The organism is Nostoc sp. (assembly GCF_036917435.1).
Lineage (GTDB): Bacteria > Cyanobacteriota > Cyanobacteriia > Cyanobacteriales > Nostocaceae > Nostoc.
Genome location: NZ_JBALDM010000030.1, coordinates 72,238 through 92,178, shown reverse-complemented (window position 1 = coordinate 92,178; position 19,941 = coordinate 72,238). Strand labels below are relative to the sequence as shown.

Sequence of the window (19,941 nt, the reverse complement as noted above, 5' to 3'; positions counted from 1 at the left end):
TTTTTTCAAATCTGTTTAAGCTAGGGTATCAAATTGTGAGATAAGTTGGGGCGTTTTTTTCTCTGAACTACACAGATAAATTGCATTTACCCAACCCACCACTCAAAACTTTGGTGGATGTAAAGTATTTACTAAGCAACTAAATGAGCAAAAATTGTTAATTGATTTTTATATTGTGTTGCTTGAAGGTTAATGTTGCGCTAGTTTTTCGATCATTGGAGTTTTATGTGTCTATTACTACTTAGTTAGCATCACGATTATCGACATTAATTGCCCTAATTTGCCTATACTGAGTTACGTCAAGATCGTGCAAATTCGCACTGATAATTTACCTTTTATTTTTAGCTGCATCCACACCAGTGTAACCAGTTGCTAACCAAACTATTGCTCTAGCTCCATCGCGGATAGATTTTTGGATAGATTCAGAAGGTTTTTCTGAAGGAACTGGCACTGGTTTTAAATAAATACCTCGACTACCTAAAATAATTTCGCCGATGACACAAGCTCGACGCATGTGGAAGTCTGAAGTAATCAAATAGACACTCTTGATTCCGCGTGCTTGCAAATCATCTACTAACGTAGTAAAATTAGTAACTGTATCTACGGCCTCATAGTCCAAGTGTAAACGTTTGGGATCAACACCAGCTTTGGTAAACACTCGTTGGGTGAATTTAGGTGGACTACCCCCAGTAATCCAAATTGGTATATTTGGATGCTGGCGAACGAATTCAGCCGTGAACTTCTCTCGCTCTAAACGTCTTGTTGAACCACCCAAAACTACAACTGCTTGCGGCTGTACAAATTGGTTTTGTACTTCTTTGTATCCCCACCACGTAATTAGTGGTAGCACAAAAGCCATAAAACGAAAAGATTTACCTGTAAAGAGTAGCTTATTCAAGGCTCGATAACTTTATTTACTTATTACAAAATTTCCTCTGGCTAGAAGAAAAGCGACGGTTGATAGTAGATTAGCAAACTCCTCGATAACCTGCCCAAATTTATGATTGGGTGGTTTTCATGTTACAGCGCAATTAAGCGGGTTTGAAGTTTTTCCTCTAATTGATGGATTATCGTAACCTGTATTGAACAATTCAACAAAGGGTTCTAGCACCTTGTCGAAGAATTTTATTTGGGTTATCTGGAAAATCTCTCTTCAAAAAGGAGAAAGACTTTGAAATTTCCCCTTACCGCCTCTGGAAGAGAATTAGGAGGTTTTTCCCGATAACGCTAAACTTGACATATCTACATAAATCTATATTGAAATATAGTTGGCATCTATCCTACTCGCTAGTTGCTGTTTCTAGCCAAATTTCCACATCATCCGCTAGCAACTTCTGTGCAGCATCCAGCATTGATGTTGCTATGTCTTTGAGGTCTTCGCGGTTGTTCAGGTAAGTTTTCAAGGCTTCCATTGGGTCGATGCTGCTACTTGCACTCAATTCAGGAATCCGGGGTCTAGCTAGTTGACTGACTAATTCTGCTTGAATGGTGTAGGTGTGAGCGGAACTTAAAGCAGTATGTAGAGAGGAACTGTCAATTAAATCCATCTGTTCGGAACGGAGTTTGTAAATTAGCCGCACTACGGCATCTTCGATATCATACTTAGCGATCGCTTTCATTAACAACCCTTGCGGCTCATCTGCTTTCGAGATATCTACCTCAATGGTGCGGAAAGTCCGAACTGTTAAGGGACAAAATTCCCATTCAGCCCTCCCACGCTCTAATTCCAGCATCACATAGCCTTTGTCTTCTTTTTCTTCACTAAAATCTACCCGCTCAATACTCCCTGGATAAATCACCGGCGGGTTATTAGATTTATTCAGGTTCTGGTGGCGGTGGACGTGTCCCAACGCTACATAGTCAAAACAAGGTCGCGTCAGCAAAGATAGGGGTAGAGTAAAGCCTTTACCTACTGCCAAAAAGCGTTCTGCCCCCAAGGTAGCATTGTCAGCCATCAAGTGAGCCAAAAGGACAGTTGGCACATCGGGGTCAAGACGGCGAATTTCCCCTTCCATAACAACTCGCAGGCGTTCCGTTAACAGTTCGTTAACTTCCGCCAAAGATGAACCTTCAGTCTCTTGGCGAGTCATCAGAGTCGAACGCGTTAACCAAGGGAGGGTAATTACTTGCAATTTGCCATTGCGGGTTTCAATGCAGTGAGTGGTTAATGTATCACCAACAACAAACCCTGGCACTCCCAAAGTGCGGTAAATATTTAAACTCGCTCCTCCCTGCCCTTGGGAATGTTGGTCGTGGTTGCCTACCAATAGCACTGTTGGAATATTGGCATCCATGAGACGGCGAAATTGGCTAGCAAAAGCTTGTTGTACATAAGGTGGTGGTGTCGCATCCGGGAAAGCATCGCCACCAAATATCACTATATCAACAGTGTCTGCGATCGCTCGGTCAATACATACAGACAAAGTATTGACAAAATCCTCCAATCGTGTATTTAATCCAGTTGCAGGATTAATTCGTCCGTGGGAGAAGCCGCTTCCCATGTGAATGTCGGAAAGATGGAGGATTTTAATCATATTTGTCTTTCGTCCTTAGTCATTTATCTTTTGTTTAATACTAATGACAAACGACTAATAACTAAATATGGATTCCGCATTCTGTCTTATCACTTCCCCGCCAACGTCCGGCGCGTTCGTCTTCGCCTTCACCCACTCTGGTGGTGATGGGTTCGTCGCCAATGCTGGGATAACCTTTCTCGTGGAGTGGATTGTAGATGACTCCGTGTTCAGCAACGTAAACCCAGCTATCTTGGCGTGTCCAAGCAGCAATGGGATTTACTTTCAGCCGGTCTTTAGCGTCTAATTCAAATATGGGCATATTAGCACGGGTTACGGCTTGGTCACGGCGGCGACCGGTGATCCAAGCAACGCTGTTGAGTTCGTCTAGACCTCGTAACAGTGGTTCAATTTTTGTAACATGGTGGAATTTGGCAATATCCTTGTCCCAAAGTTTATCGCCGTATTTGGCTTCAAAGGCTTCGCGGGTTTCTACGTCTGGAGTTTTGAAAGTTTGCAAATCCAGGTTGTAGATTTCTTTAGCTTTGGCTACTAATTCTAGGCTTTCGGCAAAGTGGTGCAAGGTGTCGAGAAAGATCACAGGAACGGGATGCTTCAGTTCACTGTAAAGAATATGGGTAATTATCATGTCATCCACGTTAAAGGCGCTTGTTTGCACCAATCCCGATGGGATATTCTCTATAGACCATGCCAGTATTTCTTTGGGAGTGGCAGTTTCAAATTGCTGATTTAATTTTTCTAAGTCAAAAGCGATCGTTTGGTTTCTAGATGCCGTGGATGCTGTCATGATAATCTTCTGTTCAAATATTTTTACCTTGATTAAGTTTTATTTTACCCCATAAAGACTCCTATTCCGCTCGGATATTAGGTAATTATTCTGTTCGGAAATTACTACATTATGGGAATTGGGAATGGGGAATTGGGGGACTATGAGGATAATTTGTTTGAAGTAAAAAACGATACTTAGATACAGATTAAGTTTTTGTTGAGAAACTTTACGGAAATTTAAGTTTTACAGCGCTTTTATAGATATTTATACTGATTTTGATATGGTTAAGGAACTATTAAAAATAAGGATTTTTACTTAAATGAACGATTCAAAATTCAGCAATCCATTAGGCCAGTCTATAATTATGGGCGCTTTAATGGTATTGACCAGTGTTGGTGTGATTACAATAATGAACTTTTTCTAAAATTGTAATTTCTAATTTTAGTAATAAGACTTCACATAGTCCTGCTCAAAACTGAGCGGGACTTTTATTTTTTTTTCAGATAAATTCAGTGTATATCAACTTTATTGTGTGACTTTCGGCGGAGAATAATTTTTAATGCGTGTTTTTACGTAGTTTGACATCAGAGAGTTTAAAATTGGGATGCGATCGCTATAAACCTTAGTTTTTATAAGGTGAACAATTTGGTAGTCAGGACTTAAGTCCTGGATTTTTAAGCACTGAAGTGCTTACTACGAACTCATCAAAATTAATGGGACAGATCCCTTACCCTAATTTCTCACTCCGATATTGCCTACTTTAGTACAAATATACTATAATATGGATAGCGTCCACAAAGCCTAACGAGATGCCTAACGGCTGTGTGAAAACCTTCCAGAAGATGGATTCAAGGGTTAGTTCGATGATGAAGCATTACATTCTCAACCTCAATCCGACTGCCAAGCATGAATGGGATCGGTGTATTTTACGCGATCCGTTGACTGCCAAACGCCCAGACATTGCTAGACTAATTGCTGAAGCGGTTGGTGCTGATACAGGCAGTTATTTAGTCAGTGTGAATATCGAAGTTCAAGTTTTGCAGCAAGCCGCAGTTCCTCAAGCAGAACAACTCTCGCTTTCATTTCCAGAGGTGAGTGTGCCGTCACAACCGCAACTGCGAGAAGCGGCTTAATATAAGCGATCGCTTGGAATATCTAGCTAAGTTCAGAGCCAGATTAGCGATCGCTCAATAACTCACTGATTTTAAATCCCCTTGACAAAACATAATTACGAATTGTTTAAAGGTTTTTATTAATCACTCTTTGATGGTTAATGAAGCAAATCTGTCGTAGTGGCAATTCATGAATTACCACTACGACAGATGTAATTTTGCGTAAGTTCTAAGCTAGAAATATTTTAATTTGCATCCTCAAAAAAATGAATCTCTTGTGGGGTGGGCAACATGAGCGCCCTAGTTGTGCAAATTAAATACGCGACAGCTTATCTATTTAAGCGGACATGATATGAGACAATAGTTGAGCAATTTGTTGATTAATAATTGCCACATCAAAACGCCCACTAGCTGTATTCCTGGCATTATTGGCTATAGTTGCAGTGATTTCCGTCTCCTGAAGACAGGTGATAATTACTTGTGCAAGTTCTTGGGGTTCTCCTGGTGTCACTAAAAAACCATTAAGTCCATTTTCTACTAATTCCATAACACCCCCTGCTTTTGCTGCAACTATTGGTTTTCCACATAGCATTGCCTCTACAATTACTCTACCAAAGGGTTCTGGAGAAGTAGAAGTATGTGCTACCAAGTCACAAGCTGCCATTAACTGGGGAATATCTGAACGAAATCCTAAAAATTTGATGCGGTTTTCTAGTCCCAGATTCGCAACTTGTTGGTGTAATTGTTTGACATAATCTTGTTCACCAAAGAGGGCATCACCCACTAAAATGGCTGTCACTTCTTGCGGACATTTGGCAAGGGCATCAATTAAAATATGTTGTCCTTTCCAAGGTGCAAGACGGCTAAAGTGTCCAACTACAAATTTTCCTTGTAATCCCAACTCTTCCTGCAATTTATTAATGTCAGACTCATCAGTTTGATAATTTTTGGGATCAAAGCCGTTATAGACAACTTCGATAATATCTCGTCGTCCTCCTGCTTGGATAAAGGCTGTTTTACTAGCTTGAGAATTGGCAATTACTAATGATGCAAAACGATTAGCTAAGTTAATAGCAATGCGAAGATTAGTTTGACTAAAATGTTCTGTAGAAAGAATATCATGTAAATGATAAACCAGAGGACGACGACTAAAAAAACTTGCTAATGCTCCCACAACTAAGGCTTTTTGGGTGTTAGCATAAATTAAATCGTATTCATTCGCTTTTTTAATTACCTTAGTAATCAAAGGTGCAAGTTGTCCCAAACTCTTTAATCCTTGCACCAAACTACTTTCTTTGCGAACTTGGATTGCTTGAGTAGCGAGAACTTCTACTGGAATATTATTTTGCTGTAATAAAATTTTAAAAGGCCCATCTGCAAATAAGCCTACCAAAGCCTTATCGCAGTATGGTTTGGCAATATCTATTAAACATAATTCTGCACCCCCTGGTTTACCGCTTTGGTCTAGGAAAAGAATTTTCATAAAAGTTCCTTATAATACAATACAAAGACGCTAAATCTTACGCGTCAGTTTAAGCTAATAGAATCTTCCGTACTTGCTGGGCGATTTGATTCCAGTCGTAGTGTGTGATGGCGTACTGGCGACAGGCTTCTCGTGAAGGGATGGGGATGTTTCCCAAAAGTGCTTGTTCTAATTTTTCAGCAATAGCTGAGACTTCTGTTGAAGTAGTAATTAAATCGGGTGAAAATTCTGATAAAATTTCTGGCATTCCCCCAACTGGTGTACATAAGACAGGAGTACCACAAGCCAGAGATTCGATGATTACTAATCCGAACCCTTCAAAAGATTGACTAGGCATAATAGTCAATTCCGCAGCTTGGAAAGCTATAGGTAATTGCTCATCAGGGAGAAAACCTAAAAATTTAACGTTGTCGTCTAGTCCTAATTTTGTAGCTTGTTGTTGTAGTGCAGCTTGGATGTGACCACGACCTGCGATCGCTAGCCAAACATCTGGTATTCTGGGTTTAATTATAGCCAGTGCTTGCAATAATTTGTCAACCCCCGTTCGATGCACTAAGCGGCGGGATGTAAATATTATCCGGCGATTATTTGGCCAGCCTAGCTGTCTACAAGCCTCTTGCGGTGAGAAATTTGCTTTAAAGTAGTTAATATCAACTCCACCAGGAATAACATTAATTTTGCTCCACGGTACTTGATACTTCTCATGTAATATTTTACCAAATGCTTTACTCAAAACAATGAAGCGATCGCAGCGATTGTAAGTATTTTTTTCTATTAGATGATGCTTAATCAAAAGACTAAGGTTTTTATTAACTACTTCTTGCTGACTCTCAGAAGCCCAAGGGCCATGAAAGTTAAAAGTAACTGGTACTCCCTTTGGTAAAATATCTAAAATAGGAAAGCTATATAATGCAAAGTGCAAATTAATAGCATCTGGTTTGCTTGTTCTTGTTTTCTGGAAATTACTGCGAATCGACCATAATCTTTGCCAAATTGCGCTATCAGGTGAAGCTAAATTATTAAGCTTGATTGGTGAATTTAGTTCAGTCTCTGGTAAACCAACTCCACATAACTCAACTTGGTCTTTATTAGCTGCTAATTTATGAGTTAGTTCATAAATATACCTTTCTAATCCTCCAGGTGTTTTGGGAAACCAGCCTAATCCCAATGTGAGAATAGATGCAGATGATGAAGCTAAATTTTCTGGTTTATTTTTCACTAATATGTCTCCTATAAATATATAAAAACAGTAGGTATGTATAATTGTAAGCACCTACAGAATGTTCAAAAGATTAATTACTACAATTTCTAGAACCATATTGAATCCACATTTGGAATAAGATTTTTATATAGAACACCAATTTATAAACTATTTATATGTCAACGTCAACAAGGGATGAAACCTTGTGTTTTTATTAACTACACAACACTGGTTATGATATATATCATACTTGTCAATTAACAGAGATGAATGCTAGATAGAGAGAGCCAAAATTCACTATAAATTAATAATTATAGAAATATTATGTATTAATATTTACGATTTTTGGTTAATAATCAGTAGCTATTAATACCTTCAAGAATATTTTAGAGATATTGCCTGAGAAATTAAATAATAAAAGGATTTTCATAAAGATAGTGTAAAATTATCGCTCATTTATAATAATTATTTTTTTTACTGATTTCCCAAAAAGTGATTGTATATAAATAATTAAAAGCTGAAAAACTATATGATAAATAAATTAATGGCGAAGTTAGGAAAACTTCGCCGCAAGCTTAATCAGCATATCAAAAAATTATCTACACTTAGATATTTACAAAGAAGTAAAACTTTCAACTTTTTAATAAGTCTGACTGTTGGAGCCATTGTTACTACCCTTGGAATTACAACAGACTGGGCAACAACGGAAACACCGACGCTTACATACAAGACATCGTGGACAAGTAATTCTATTGAGAGTACAAATCTGCTAGTACAAAACAAGATTGAAACATCCACACTTACATACAAAACATCGTGGATAGGTAACACTATTGGCAGTGGAAATCTGCGGGTACAAAATAATATTGAGGCAATGTATGTTGCCCCTGATGGCACTGTTTATACTAATAGCCATTGGGATGAGGCCGGAATGGAGGCAGCTATATATAAAGATGGTAAAGTTATTAGTGCCATTGGGGATACTCACGGCTGGAGTCGTGGAGGTGGCATAGCTGTAACAGCAAATAGTAAATATATTTACCTTGCCATGACTCAGGGATCGAAAGGCAAAACCGATGAAGATTATCCCCCTGAAGGAACAACTTGGCACTCCGTTAGACGCTATGATTTGTCGGGAAAACCTGCACCGTTTCCAGAAGGGCGTGGCTGGGATAAAAGTATGTTAATTACCAGTACTAAAAGTGAAATTACTGGATTAGCAACTGTAGGAAGTGAGTTATATGTGAGTGATTTCGCTGCTAATCGGATTCGTGTCTATGATACTGATACGATGAAGGAACTCCGCAGTTTTACCTTTGCTAATCCAGGTGCAATAACTATCGATTCACAAAAAAATCTGTGGATTATTCAAAGCAAAAATAGTAGTAAGCCTGGCAAGATTTTACATTATTCTCAAAGTGGAAAGCAATTACCCCAACAGATTGCAGATATCGTTGAACCAACTGCGATCGCAATCGATCGTCAAGGTAAGCTGTTAGTGGCAGAAAATGGCCCGCGTCAGCAAATGTTGGTTTATGACATCAAAGATAAGCCGGTGCTGGTGGGTAGTTTTGGCTCTAAGGGTGGTATCTATACAGGAGTTGCTGGTGAAGTTCAAGATTTGAAGCTTTACGGACTTACCGGAGTTGGTGCAGATACTTCAGGTAATATCTATATAAATAGCAATGGTTTCAACAAATCGGGAACAGATTTGCGGAAATTTTTGCCATCGGGAAAACTAATATGGCGATCGCTAGGATTGATATTCGTCGATAATGCAGATGCCGATCCTAAAACTGATGGTGTAGATTTATTCACCAAGCAAGAACACTATCTCATGGATTATAGTAAGCCTGCTGGTAAACAATGGACTTACAAAGCCTACACCTTAAATCCTTTCAAATATCCTCAAGATCCCCGACTGCATACATCACCCGATGGAACCTTTGTTCGCCGCATCCAAGGAAAGCCGTTTTTGTTCCTCACAGATATGTATAACAGCTTTCTGCAAATATATCGTTTTAATCCAGCTACAGATGGTAAAGTTGCCATCCCAGCCGGAATGTTTGTCGGTAGCAATGGCGCAGATAAACCATTTCTCGCCGGAAATTGGCCACCCTATCAACCACAAAAAGGCGAGTGGATTTGGCGCGATCGCAACGGTAATGGCAAGTTTGAAAAGAACGAATATGATACCAGCAAAGATTATCCCTATATCGGCGGCTGGTGGGTAGACAGCAAAGGAGATGTTTGGAAAGCTTTGCGAACAAAAGATGGGATTCGCCACTATCCTTTACAGGGAATAGATGCTAAAGGCAACCCCATTTATAACTATAGTTCGATGGAAAAGCAAACTACTCCCAACATCTTTAACGACTTGCGGCGAATCGAATATTTTCCCGAAACAGATAGTATGTATTTGTCAGGTTTTACAGTAGATCATCCTGCATTTGGTGACGATACTGGAATTGCTGGATCTGAAATTGCCCGTTTTGACAATTGGAGTAAAGGTAATCGGACTCCTCGTTGGCGAATTGTGATTCCCTACGACACCACTGGTAAGCGCGAAGTGTCTACAGCAGCCATGAGTGTAGCGGGAGATCGTGTATTTGCCGTGACAGTCAAAACCGCAGAGGTATATGTTTATAATGCCAAAACAGGAGTGCAAGTACAACTGTTAAAACCAGGCCCAGAAGTTGGCAGCGAAAGTGGCTGGATTGATATACCCTACGGTATTCGCGCTTTCCGGCGTTCCGATGGTGAGTATCTGGTATTTGTAGAAGAAAACTGGAAAGGAAAAGTGATTATGTATCGGCTAGCGGGGTGAACATTTAATAATATCGTGTCCGCTTAAAAAGTTATCATCAGATTTAGGGAATAGCTATAGCAATCCTATCTGATTTGTCAAAATCCGAGTATCCAGATCCCCGATTTATCAAATAAATCGGGGATATTTAGATGAATTGGGGAATATTCGTGAATTACCTTTATGGGTAGCTTTGATGGTGTTAACTACCCTCGAAGAAGAACAAGCACCACAAGAAGCTAGATATTTACTTGAGCGATCGCGCGAAGAACAATCTCAACCATCAAGTAGCGTCATAATGGAATTAGTGACGACGATAATGGTATACAGATTTGAACAATTAAGCCGGATGGAGGTAGAGTCTATGCTAGGAATCACACTCAAGGAAACAAGGGTTTACCGCGAAATTAAGGAAGAAGGGCGAAGAGAAGAGGCTAGTAACCTGATTATCCGACTTTTGACTAAGCGGTTTGGAGAACTTTCTAAAGAAATACGCTCCTCAATTGCTGGTTTATCCCTACCTGTTTTGGAAGAGTTGAGCGAAGCAGTGTTAGATTTTACCAGCTTGGCTGATTTACAAGCTTGGTTAGGAATAAGAATTAAATAATATACATTTTATGTACCTCGCCTACCTCACCCTCAATCCCTCTCCTTATAAAGGAGAGGGAAGCTAGAGATAAAATGAAGTATTTGCATTTTATTTAATCGACATTCCTTAGTGGCAAGATAAAAGTGCGTTAGCGTTCCTACAGGGTTACTTTTGCTTAGAAGTGCGATCGCTCGTTGAGCTAAATCTAAGTGAATTTACTTGTTGTTTTTTTGCAGTCTTTATGATACGTTCCTCTACATAACAATTAAATACAGTATCTGTATCGAATTAAAGTAATTTAATAAAAGCCAAAAAGATGAAAATCTCTATGAGGCTAACATTCCAGGCAAAGTTGAGTTTTAGGGTTACGGTATACCAAGATTCTCTACCGAACCCAAAAATTGCGATCGCTATTGGGGATTAATCTGATGTCTCAGAGTAAATCTGTAGAACCGGCTTCAGTCCAAAGCCGCATTCTCGTACCTCAGAGGTATCACAGACAACCTGTAATTTCTCGATTAGTGTCTCGTTATGGTTTAACCGTCAATATCAAAGCCGCATCCCTGACATCAGACAGTGACAGCGATGGTTGGTTTGATTTGGAACTTTCGGGAAATCCCCAAAAACTGACAAATAGCCTATCTTACTTGCAAGGATTGGGAGTAAATTCACTAGAATTTGCGATCGCAAACCACATTCAACCCAAACAGCAATCTTTACCTTTCCCAAATCCAGTTAGCAAAGTGAGTCCCAAAGATTCTGCATCGCTGACAAATCAATGGCAAGAACAATTCCAGCAATGGATTTCTCTGGGCCAAACAAATCGATTGCGCCTGCAACTGTGCATTTTAAAATCTTATTACAAAGAGCCAGTAATTTCCGAGTTAGTTTCTCGTTATGGACTCACAGTAAATATTACCAGTGCTACACTTCAACCCGATACGGAAGATGACGGCTGGTTTGACTTAGATTTGTGGGGGAGAACCAAGCAACTTTACTCTAGCCTGAGTTATTTAGAAAAATTGGGGCTACCAATTTGGCTAGATTTGTCTCGGTAGCGGCTTAGATCCCCGACTTCTTAAAGAAGTCGGGGATCTAGATGCTCCCGTTGTTTTGTTCGCCAATAATGATTTAATTAAATTATTAACTATGCACATATTCATAGCTAGTTTTGCTGAAACAATCTAAATTTCGTAGTACCAAATTTCTTCTTCCTTCAGCACAATTCTATGTAGAGAGAGACGAGCAATCAAGCCCTCTTGCTCAAACTGTCCAAGAACACGAGTGATAGTCACACGAGTTGAACCAAGCATTTCCGCCAAGTCTTCGTGAGTTAAACGCATATCTATTAAACGTCCTTTCTCAACTTCCGAACCAAACTTTTTAGATAACCATGCCAACAACTTGATCAGCATGGTATCAACTTTTTTATGGCTACGAATAACCATCAATTCTTGAGCCTGTTGGATATGAGTCAGTAGAGTTTCTGTTAGTTGAGTCCACTCTTGTAAAGGTAAGACTGCCGCCTCTACTTTCGTTAGGCATTCCATCTGATAAGGTTCTAATTTTGACAAAGACTTACCAACTATATCTCCAGGCCCCCACAATCCCAAAGCGACGGTTGTACCATCTTCCAAATAGGTAAAAGTCCTGACAAAACCCCTTTCAATTTTCCAAAGACTATTTTGATGCTCTGGTAGAAATGACCTACGGGCAAAAATTTCCTTAATTTCCTTAGTATTATTACTGTTTAAGCTAGTTAAATTCGCATATAAATATACCATACTTATATCACTATTCTCCGATAAATTAACCGTAGTATTATATTTATATCAGGTTCTAAGGGCATCTGGGCATTTTAAATAGGGAATGGGGAGTGGGGAGTGGGGAATAGGGAATGGGGAATGGGGAATAGGGAATGAGGGAGTGAGGAAGAAATGCCCAATGCCCAATGCCCAATGCCCAATGCCCAAAATTAAATTCCCAATGCCCAAAATTAAATTCCCGCACCATCAAGAAAATCTTCAATCATCCCATCAGACTTATTGCTCTTAGAGGATGTTTGTTCCTCACCAAGCTCGGTTGGAGACAAACTTGATTGCTTTTGCAACTGTTCAAACTCTTTCTCTAGAGCCTTGACACGTTCAAATAAAGCGCGGATGACTTCAGCTTCTACGTCGCGGACTTTATCATGATCTAGAACATTGGTAGACAAATTATTCTGACGAGTCACACGTCCTGGAATCCCAACTACAGTAGTATTACTGGGTACATCTCGTAGCACTACAGAACCGGCTCCAATACGGACGCGATCGCCAATTTGAATATTTCCCAATACCTTCGCACCCGCTCCCACAACTACATGAGAGCCTAAAGTTGGATGGCGTTTGCCGCTTTCTTTCCCAGTGCCACCAAGGGTAACACCTTGATAAATCAGGGCATAGTCGCCCACGATCGCAGTCTCACCAATCACAACTCCCATACCGTGATCGATAAACACTCCCTGGCCAATTAATGCTCCAGGATGGATTTCAATCCCGGTTAAAAACCTACTAATATGAGAGATAAAACGAGGTATAAAGGGAATTCCAATTTTATACAGCCAGTGTGCTAATCGATGGAATATTAGAGCTTGAAGTCCAGGGTAACAGAACAATACTTCTAGCCAGTTACGGGCTGCTGGGTCACGCTCAAAAATGGTTCGCAAATCAGTTAGTAGCATACTCTCTTGAGGTTTTCGTTGGTAAGTGAGGCTCTGAAAACAGAAACTCAGGATAATTCCCACAAAAAAATCGAGTCATTTATGGGAATTGTGTAAGATAATAATCTACGGTAAGTCGATAGAATATAGTGTTTTTGTGTCTAATAAGTGGGATGCTATCACATTCCACTCTTTGAAAAAATTAATTTCGCATTAACTGCGATAAGTCCCCCAATTCACCGTAGTATGTTGAGTACAGTCTTGAATAGCCAAAACTACGCTCTCTTGGATCTGTCTTCCAAAGTGGAATACGCGCTGCTGGCACTCTTAGAACTGGCAAGCCACCACGGAAAAAAACTTCCTCTAACCATGAGCGAGATCGTTGCCAAACAACCCATACCTGAACGCTACCTGGAACAAATTTTGACTAACCTCCGGCGGGCTGGTGTGGTGCAGAGTCAACGCGGCTCGAAAGGAGGTTTTGTTTTAGCTCGTGAACCTTGGCAGATTACACTGCTAGAAATTGTCACTTTTGTTGAAGGCGAACGGAAAGAGAAAGATACATCTGACTCTTCGACTCTAGAAAAGATTCTGGTTTATGAGGTTTGGGAGCAAGCTAACGCTGCCTCAATTGAAGTTTTAGGTCGCTATACACTCCAAGACTTATGCGAGGAAAGAAAAACTCGCTCACAGCAAAGCCCGATGTATTATATTTAGACACCACGGAGTATTCACATGCGGATAGCGAAAGATATCACAGAGTTAATCGGACGGACTCCTTTAGTTCAATTAAACAAAATTCCCCAAGCTTCAGGAGCGGTTGCTCGGATTGTGGTGAAGCTAGAAAGCATGAATCCAGCATCATCTGTGAAAGATCGGATTGGCGCGAGTATGGTGCAAGTGGCGGAAGAAGCAGGCTTGATTCACCCTGGAAAAACTGTTTTAGTAGAACCGACTTCTGGGAATACAGGAATTGCGTTAGCGATGGTGGCGGCCGCTAAAGGGTACCATCTTATTCTAACGATGCCTGACACAATGAGCCACGAAAGACGATTGATGCTCAAAGCTTATGGCGCTCAATTAGAGTTAACGCCAGGGGTAGAAGGGATGCGAGGAGCGATCGCTCATGCAGAGGAAATTGTAGCTAAAACGCCCAATGCTTATATGTTGCAGCAGTTCCGCAACCCAGCTAACCCGAAAGTTCACGCCGAAACCACCGCAGAAGAAATCTGGAATGATACCGATGGAGAGGTGGATATTTTGGTAGCTGGAGTGGGTACTGGTGGGACGATTACGGGAATTTCAGAAGTTATTAAAAAACGGAAGCCAAGTTTTCAGGCGATCGCAGTTGAACCAAGCAATAGCCCTGTTTTGTCAGGTGGTAAATCAGGGCCTCACAAAATTCAGGGTATCGGCGCGGGTTTTGTCCCAGCAATTTATCGTCCAGATGTGGTGGATGAAGTGATTCAGGTAGCGGATGAGCAAGCGATCGCTTACAGCCGTCGTCTAGCAAAAGAAGAAGGATTATTATCGGGGATTTCTACTGGCGCTGCTTTATACGCGGCTATTCAAGTAGCGCAACGTCCAGAAAATGCAGGTCGTTTAATTGTCATGATCCAACCTAGCTTCGGCGAACGCTACCTCAGCACCTCACTGTTCAAAGATCCAGAAGAAAATGAGTGGTTGAGTAAAGTTTGATTCGATATACCAATTTGAGATTTTAGGTTTTGGGGACTTCCAAAAAAGAAATTATCTCTTGTGGGTGTGTTAAGGGACTTCCAGTTAAAAAATATCCCCTTGTAGGGGCGCAAGGTCTTGCGTCCCTACAAATATGCAAATAATTTGGATAAAAAGGGCATAAGTTAATCCTTAGTTTTACTTTTTTGTTTTCACTAAGAATCAGTGACATCAAAAAAGTTTTTACCACAAAGCTAGGGTTTTGCTGATAAGTAAGTGGGTCAAATTAAATATAAAACCTCACCTTGTCTCCGGCTTCCCTCTCCTTACTAAGGCTACTGTGTATACACAAGTCTGAAATAGCTGATTAATCAAGGTTTTACCCCACCCTAACCCTCCCCTTATAAAGGGGAGGGAACTAGATTTTTCGGTTTCCCACCTTTATAAAGGGGGATTAAGGGGGGTAATTTGACTTGTGTATACACGCTTTACTAAGGAGAGGGATTGAGGGTGAGGTTTTATCTTATATTTAATTACGCCTACCTACTTACAAGAGAACCAAGTTCCTAATTTTGGATAAAGTCGAGCTTAGATAATTATGAATTATCAATTATTCGGTCATTATCTGATTACAGTGTGAAAGGAACAGTTGTTTGTTCATTTCACTGCTATTCGTAACGTTCAAGTCTTAGCCAACGCAATGAAAACAATAATTTCACTTTTTAGCGAAGAACGCAACCAACTTCAGACAGATATTGAAAACACAACCAATATTGAGGAGACAGTTAAGCTGGTTCAGAACCGAATCGATGGTTTTGAAAGAATTTATATTGAAAAACTTAATCTGGCTCAAGTTCGTCTAGCTTCCTTTTTTTTAGATACGCTGCGACAATCTATTGCCACTCTCGCTGCGGCTAACTATTCTCAAGTTGTTCCTACAGAAAAAAGACAAATTACGAACCCAGGGACAAAGTTTTTTACTAGCAGAGTAATCTTGAAATTACTACGAGGACTCATATATATAGGTATCTTAAGTTCGTTGTTCTCTCTAACTAAAAATACCCCAGGTGCATGGATGGCAATCTTGTTAACTCTTATACTTTTGGGGCTAGAAGTTGTGCTGCAACTTGACTTAAATAACCAACAAAATTCTATGTCTTTAGAACTATTACAATTACCTCAACCTATTCTTAAGGTTGATAGTAAAGTATTTTTAGATTGCCTTAGTGATGCTCTGAACACAATTGACTTAGCAGTGGCTAGAGTAGAAGAATCGAATAAACATGAAGGCGATCTAGCAATAGAAGAACTGCCAGAACTATTAAATTTTCTGCAAAGATTAATGGGCGCATCAAAACTTGATAAACCCCAAATGGCTTATGAACTGGCGAAACTCTTGCCACAGATTTTAATGTCTCAGGGAATTAACGCTCAAGTTTACCGACCAAATGACTCTGATAGCGATCGCAAATATTTTGACTTTGAGCCAAGTATTGACCCCGATACCAAAGATTATCTCACACTAACTCCTGCTCTGTTAAAAGGCGATCGCTTACTTAGGCGCGGTAGGGTAATTGAGCCTGCATATTCCTCTTCTAGAGAATAATAGATAATAAGGCTATGGAAATTTTAGAAACGATCGGTTTTGATTTGGGGCACGGTGAGACGGCTGTAGCAAAAGCTGTAGTGGAAAGCATCGAACCCCCCCAGATGCTGGAGATTAATAACAAAAAGAACCAAATTACGGCTCTTGGTTGGCATCCTAAACTTGGTTATCTGGTGGGGGAACAAGCATTAATTCAAGCTGGTGTGACTCAACTGACAATTTCTTTCAAGCAAAAACCCAACAACGATCCCAAATATCGGGAAACAATTAGCACTTTTGTCGCCACCTACTACCGCCTTTTGAAAGAAAGCAAACAAATTGAGAGTGGGGAAGGTAGCTATTTTTACATTGGTTGTCCTTCAGGATGGTCAGTTAGCGATCGCATAGAATATCAAAAGCTACTCCAAGAAGCTGGCATTTCTCAAATAAATGTTGTACCAGAATCGCGGGCTGCTTTCATGCAAGCCAAGGAAGCTGGGAAGCTGGAATATGAGAAACTTGTTGCATCGGTGCTAATTATCGATATTGGTTCTTCAACCACAGATTTTACTCTGGTTAAGAACTTAGAAGAGATTCCCATAGATTTTGGGAGTACTACTTTAGGTGCATCCCTAATTGACAAAGCTATTTTTGCCCAGACTCTCGCTAACCACGAACAAAAAACATTACTCGAAAAAGTATTTAAAGAATATCCCCATCACCAGGCTCGTTGTGAACTTGCTTGTCGCAAAGCCAAAGAAGATTACTTTTCTAACGAACAGCTATACAGCGATTCTGAATCCTTTGCGCGTGGGTTCGAGTCGATTAACGAACAGATTTATTTTATTCCCCAAGTAAATAAATTGCTGATGGAGGAAATTTTAAACCAACCCTTAGCTGAATTGGGGTTTCAGAGTTGGATTCAAACTTTTAGCGAGTCTTTAAATGGGGCTAAAGAAAAGTTAGAAAAACTTGGAGTTGTGCCGAAACTTGTGTTGATGACAGGCGGTGCATCTCGAATGAAATTTACGCACATTCTTTGTCAGGAAATGTTTCCCGAACCAGAAACGCTACTTCGTCCCGATTCGGAACCGGAACGGTGCATTGCACTGGGTTTAGCACGAGTCGGAAGATGGGATTTGCGTGCTGCTGCTTTTAAGCAAGAAGTCAACAAACTATTTACTTCCAATCAGCTTAAAAGTTTAATTGAGAAGCATATCCCGGAGTTGATCAAATCGCTAACTAAGCCTTTGACAGATGGTTTGATTGTCAACGCAGTTAAACCAGGTTTAAAAGATTGGCAAAAAAACAAAATACGAACTTTGGCAGATTTGGAAACATCTTTAATCAGTCGTGCAGAACAGTGGCTCAAAAGTGAACTCGCTGTACAGATAATTAATAATCAATGTGCTTTTTGGTTTAGCAATAAAATACAACCAGATTTAGCCGCACAAACTGATCCAATCTGTCAAAAGTTTCAGATACCTAGAAGTAGCTTAAGATTTCAGGATAGCATTGACCCAAATTTTGTTAACCCAGAACTAAGAATTGGAGATGCCATCCTTGCTGAAACAGTGGCGTTTATCGTCAATGTAGTAATTGGTGGAGGTACTGTAGCTAGCATTATCACTTTAATTTTAACTGGACATTTAACCTGGCCTATTGCATTAGTATATGGGGCTTCGATTATGGCGGCAGGAATGGAGCTAAATCGCAAAGGTGTTCAAGAAGTAATCAAGACAAATGTGGATGTACCTAGTTGGGTTCGTTCTAGTTTTTTAAGTGATAAAAAAATCGAGGAAATGTGTGAGCAAATAAAGCCGGAGTTAGAGAAAGTTATTCAAGAACAACTCACAGCAGATCGAGAAGCTTTTGACAAACTGATTGTCAAAGTTGAGCAAGGGCTTCAAAAAAGTCTTTCTAACAAAGTTCAATCTTGCATAATTTTGATTCAATAGTGATGACAATATAGCGTTTTCCGGTTTAGTGAGATATGAGAACCCCACCCCCAACCCCCTCCCCGCAAGCGAGGAGGGGGCTATGATATATCTTATTTGGTCGGGAAAAGCTATACGGTTCGGTTAAGGTTTTTTGATGGAAATTCTAGCTCATCAAAATGTGAGAAATCATCATAAAGACCAATACAATTCAGTTAAGCATTTCTTTCTTCTCTTCCTTTGTGTCCTTTGCGCCCTTTGCGGTTTGTTAAAAAATTGACCCTGATAAAGAGTTAAGCTTTAAGTGTTGTAATCTAGATGAATTGCAATAACTATGACTCAATCTACTACTACGGCAAAGATAGTTTCAATCCCTAATAGGGATTTAGATGAATTGCAATGCTGTCATTTCAAAGCTTCCCAATATTCGGGCGGTGTTTCAATCCCTAATAGGGATTTAGATGAATTGCAATTTGTAGATATTTGGAGATTCTTGTAGGAAAAATGATAAGTTTCAATCCCTAATAGGGATTTAGATGAATTGCAATTTGACGACAAAGCTAAACTACAAGCCAAACTCAAGGTTTCAATCCCTAATAGGGATTTAGATGAATTGCAATCCGTAGATTTGGAGACTTCGCCCATAATCTCCATAGTTTCAATCCCTAATAGGGATTTAGATGAATTGCAATACCGATCCAATCGTCGGGCGTACCTTCACATTCAAGGTTTCAATCCCTAATAGGGATTTAGATGAATTGCAATCTTTGGCTTCGCGGTGCGATCGCCAGCAAAAGAAAAAGTTTCAATCCCTAATAGGGATTTAGATGAATTGCAATTTAAGAATTGCTCACCCTCACCGCTCCAACACACGCCCGGTTTCAATCCCTAATAGGGATTTAGATGAATTGCAATTGGTGCAGAGTGACGACGGCAGAATTTACAAAGCTTCGTTTCAATCCCTAATAGGGATTTAGATGAATTGCAATTTAGATTGTCTTGAGTGCCTACGTAACACGTTAATGTTTCAATCCCTAATAGGGATTTAGATGAATTGCAATTCGATAAATTACTAGAGGGTGCAAACGTTATCGATCCAGTTTCAATCCCTAATAGGGATTTAGATGAATTGCAATCTTTCAGAGAAACTGTCACTTTCTCTCCAATGATTGGGTTTCAATCCCTAATAGGGATTTAGATGAATTGCAATGTTTTCTCTGACTGGCTATTTAGGGATAATATTCCTACGTTTCAATCCCTAATAGGGATTTAGATGAATTGCAATGACTTTTGGTAACACTACATTTTGCAAGTCGAATTCTTCAGTTTCAATCCCTAATAGGGATTTAGATGAATTGCAATCGAAGCACTAAGCAATATTTTAGTGATTTTAAATACTGTTTCAATCCCTAATAGGGATTTAGATGAATTGCAATCTATCAGGATTTATTTATGATTGTAGTATTTTAATGTTTCAATCCCTAATAGGGATTTAGATGAATTGCAATTTCTCAAGCGCACCAGCAGCATCAAGAATAGTACGTTTC

General features: G+C 39.9%; 15 protein-coding genes, 1 pseudogene and 1 CRISPR repeat array (1 of these 17 only partly in view). Of the genes and pseudogenes, 9 read left to right on the top strand and 7 right to left on the bottom strand.

Annotated elements, in window-relative coordinates; translation table 11 throughout:
* Positions 1-328: 328 nt before the first annotated feature.
* From V7K98_RS12550 to cysH, 3 genes are all read right to left on the bottom strand, one after another.
* Complete coding sequence (locus V7K98_RS12550; protein WP_335022323.1) at positions 329-859, bottom strand: YdcF family protein; 531 nt, start codon at positions 857-859, stop codon at positions 329-331.
* Between the two features lie 421 nt (positions 860-1,280).
* Complete coding sequence (gene sbcD / locus V7K98_RS12545) at positions 1,281-2,534, bottom strand: exonuclease subunit SbcD (protein WP_335022171.1); 1,254 nt, start codon at positions 2,532-2,534, stop codon at positions 1,281-1,283.
* Between the two features lie 61 nt (positions 2,535-2,595).
* Positions 2,596-3,321: a phosphoadenosine phosphosulfate reductase gene (gene cysH / locus V7K98_RS12540; protein ID WP_335022169.1), complete on the bottom strand. Its 726-nt coding sequence runs from the start codon at positions 3,319-3,321 to the stop codon at positions 2,596-2,598.
* A gap of 845 nt (positions 3,322-4,166) precedes the next feature.
* Here cysH and V7K98_RS12535 point away from each other — a divergent pair.
* Positions 4,167-4,436: a hypothetical protein gene (locus V7K98_RS12535; protein WP_334858056.1), complete on the top strand. Its 270-nt coding sequence runs from the start codon at positions 4,167-4,169 to the stop codon at positions 4,434-4,436.
* Positions 4,437-4,752: 316 nt separating this feature from the next.
* Here the strand turns inward: V7K98_RS12535 and V7K98_RS12530 are convergent, their stop codons facing one another.
* Together V7K98_RS12530 and V7K98_RS12525 are read right to left on the bottom strand one after the other, a co-directional pair.
* Positions 4,753-5,898, bottom strand: a complete 1,146-nt coding sequence (locus V7K98_RS12530; protein WP_335022167.1) for a glycosyltransferase family 4 protein — start codon at positions 5,896-5,898, stop codon at positions 4,753-4,755.
* A 49-nt stretch (positions 5,899-5,947) separates the two neighbouring features.
* Entirely contained in the window at positions 5,948-7,117 is a 1,170-nt protein-coding gene (locus tag V7K98_RS12525) for a glycosyltransferase family 4 protein (protein WP_335022165.1), read from the bottom strand.
* Positions 7,118-7,628: 511 nt separating this feature from the next.
* Between V7K98_RS12525 and V7K98_RS12520 the strand changes: the two genes are divergently transcribed.
* The 3 genes and pseudogenes from V7K98_RS12520 (at position 7,629) to V7K98_RS12510 (ending at position 11,552) form a co-directional block, all read left to right on the top strand.
* Complete coding sequence (locus tag V7K98_RS12520; RefSeq protein ID WP_335022163.1) at positions 7,629-9,926, top strand: hypothetical protein; 2,298 nt, start codon at positions 7,629-7,631, stop codon at positions 9,924-9,926.
* A gap of 109 nt (positions 9,927-10,035) precedes the next feature.
* Positions 10,036-10,512: pseudogene (locus V7K98_RS12515) on the top strand (DUF4351 domain-containing protein); the annotation flags it as partial.
* Between the two features lie 410 nt (positions 10,513-10,922).
* On the top strand, positions 10,923-11,552 hold the full coding sequence (locus V7K98_RS12510) for an NIL domain-containing protein (RefSeq protein ID WP_335022161.1): 630 nt from the start codon (positions 10,923-10,925) through the stop codon (positions 11,550-11,552).
* Positions 11,553-11,678: 126 nt separating this feature from the next.
* On the opposite strand, the gene V7K98_RS12505 is transcribed toward V7K98_RS12510, so the two are convergent.
* Positions 11,679-12,278 carry a Crp/Fnr family transcriptional regulator gene (locus V7K98_RS12505; protein WP_335022159.1) on the bottom strand — a complete coding sequence of 200 codons (600 nt, stop codon included), beginning with the start codon at positions 12,276-12,278 and terminating at the stop codon, positions 11,679-11,681.
* Positions 12,279-12,363: 85 nt separating this feature from the next.
* On the opposite strand from V7K98_RS12505, the gene V7K98_RS12500 reads away from it, so the two are divergent.
* The gene (locus tag V7K98_RS12500; RefSeq protein ID WP_335022158.1) at positions 12,364-12,549 is read left to right on the top strand and encodes a hypothetical protein; all 186 of its coding nucleotides are present in this window, start codon (positions 12,364-12,366) and stop codon (positions 12,547-12,549) included.
* Here the strand turns inward: V7K98_RS12500 and cysE are convergent.
* A complete protein-coding gene (cysE, locus tag V7K98_RS12495; RefSeq protein ID WP_335022157.1) occupies positions 12,491-13,216 on the bottom strand; it encodes a serine O-acetyltransferase in 726 nt (241 codons plus the stop codon). The genes V7K98_RS12500 and cysE overlap by 59 nt on opposite strands.
* Before the next feature lie 225 nt (positions 13,217-13,441).
* Between cysE and V7K98_RS12490 the strand changes: the two genes are divergently transcribed.
* The 4 genes from V7K98_RS12490 (at position 13,442) to V7K98_RS12475 (ending at position 18,415) form a co-directional block, all read left to right on the top strand.
* A complete protein-coding gene (locus V7K98_RS12490) occupies positions 13,442-13,912 on the top strand; it encodes an RrF2 family transcriptional regulator (protein WP_335022155.1) in 471 nt (156 codons plus the stop codon).
* A gap of 18 nt (positions 13,913-13,930) precedes the next feature.
* Positions 13,931-14,893: a cysteine synthase A gene (gene cysK, locus V7K98_RS12485; RefSeq protein ID WP_335022153.1), complete on the top strand. Its 963-nt coding sequence runs from the start codon at positions 13,931-13,933 to the stop codon at positions 14,891-14,893.
* A gap of 679 nt (positions 14,894-15,572) precedes the next feature.
* A complete protein-coding gene (locus tag V7K98_RS12480) occupies positions 15,573-16,478 on the top strand; it encodes a hypothetical protein (protein ID WP_335022151.1) in 906 nt (301 codons plus the stop codon).
* A 14-nt stretch (positions 16,479-16,492) separates the two neighbouring features.
* On the top strand, positions 16,493-18,415 hold the full coding sequence (locus tag V7K98_RS12475; protein WP_335022149.1) for a hypothetical protein: 1,923 nt from the start codon (positions 16,493-16,495) through the stop codon (positions 18,413-18,415).
* A gap of 343 nt (positions 18,416-18,758) precedes the next feature.
* Positions 18,759-19,941: a CRISPR direct-repeat array (repeat unit 37 nt; unit sequence GTTTCAATCCCTAATAGGGATTTAGATGAATTGCAAT) (it continues 539 nt past the right edge of the window).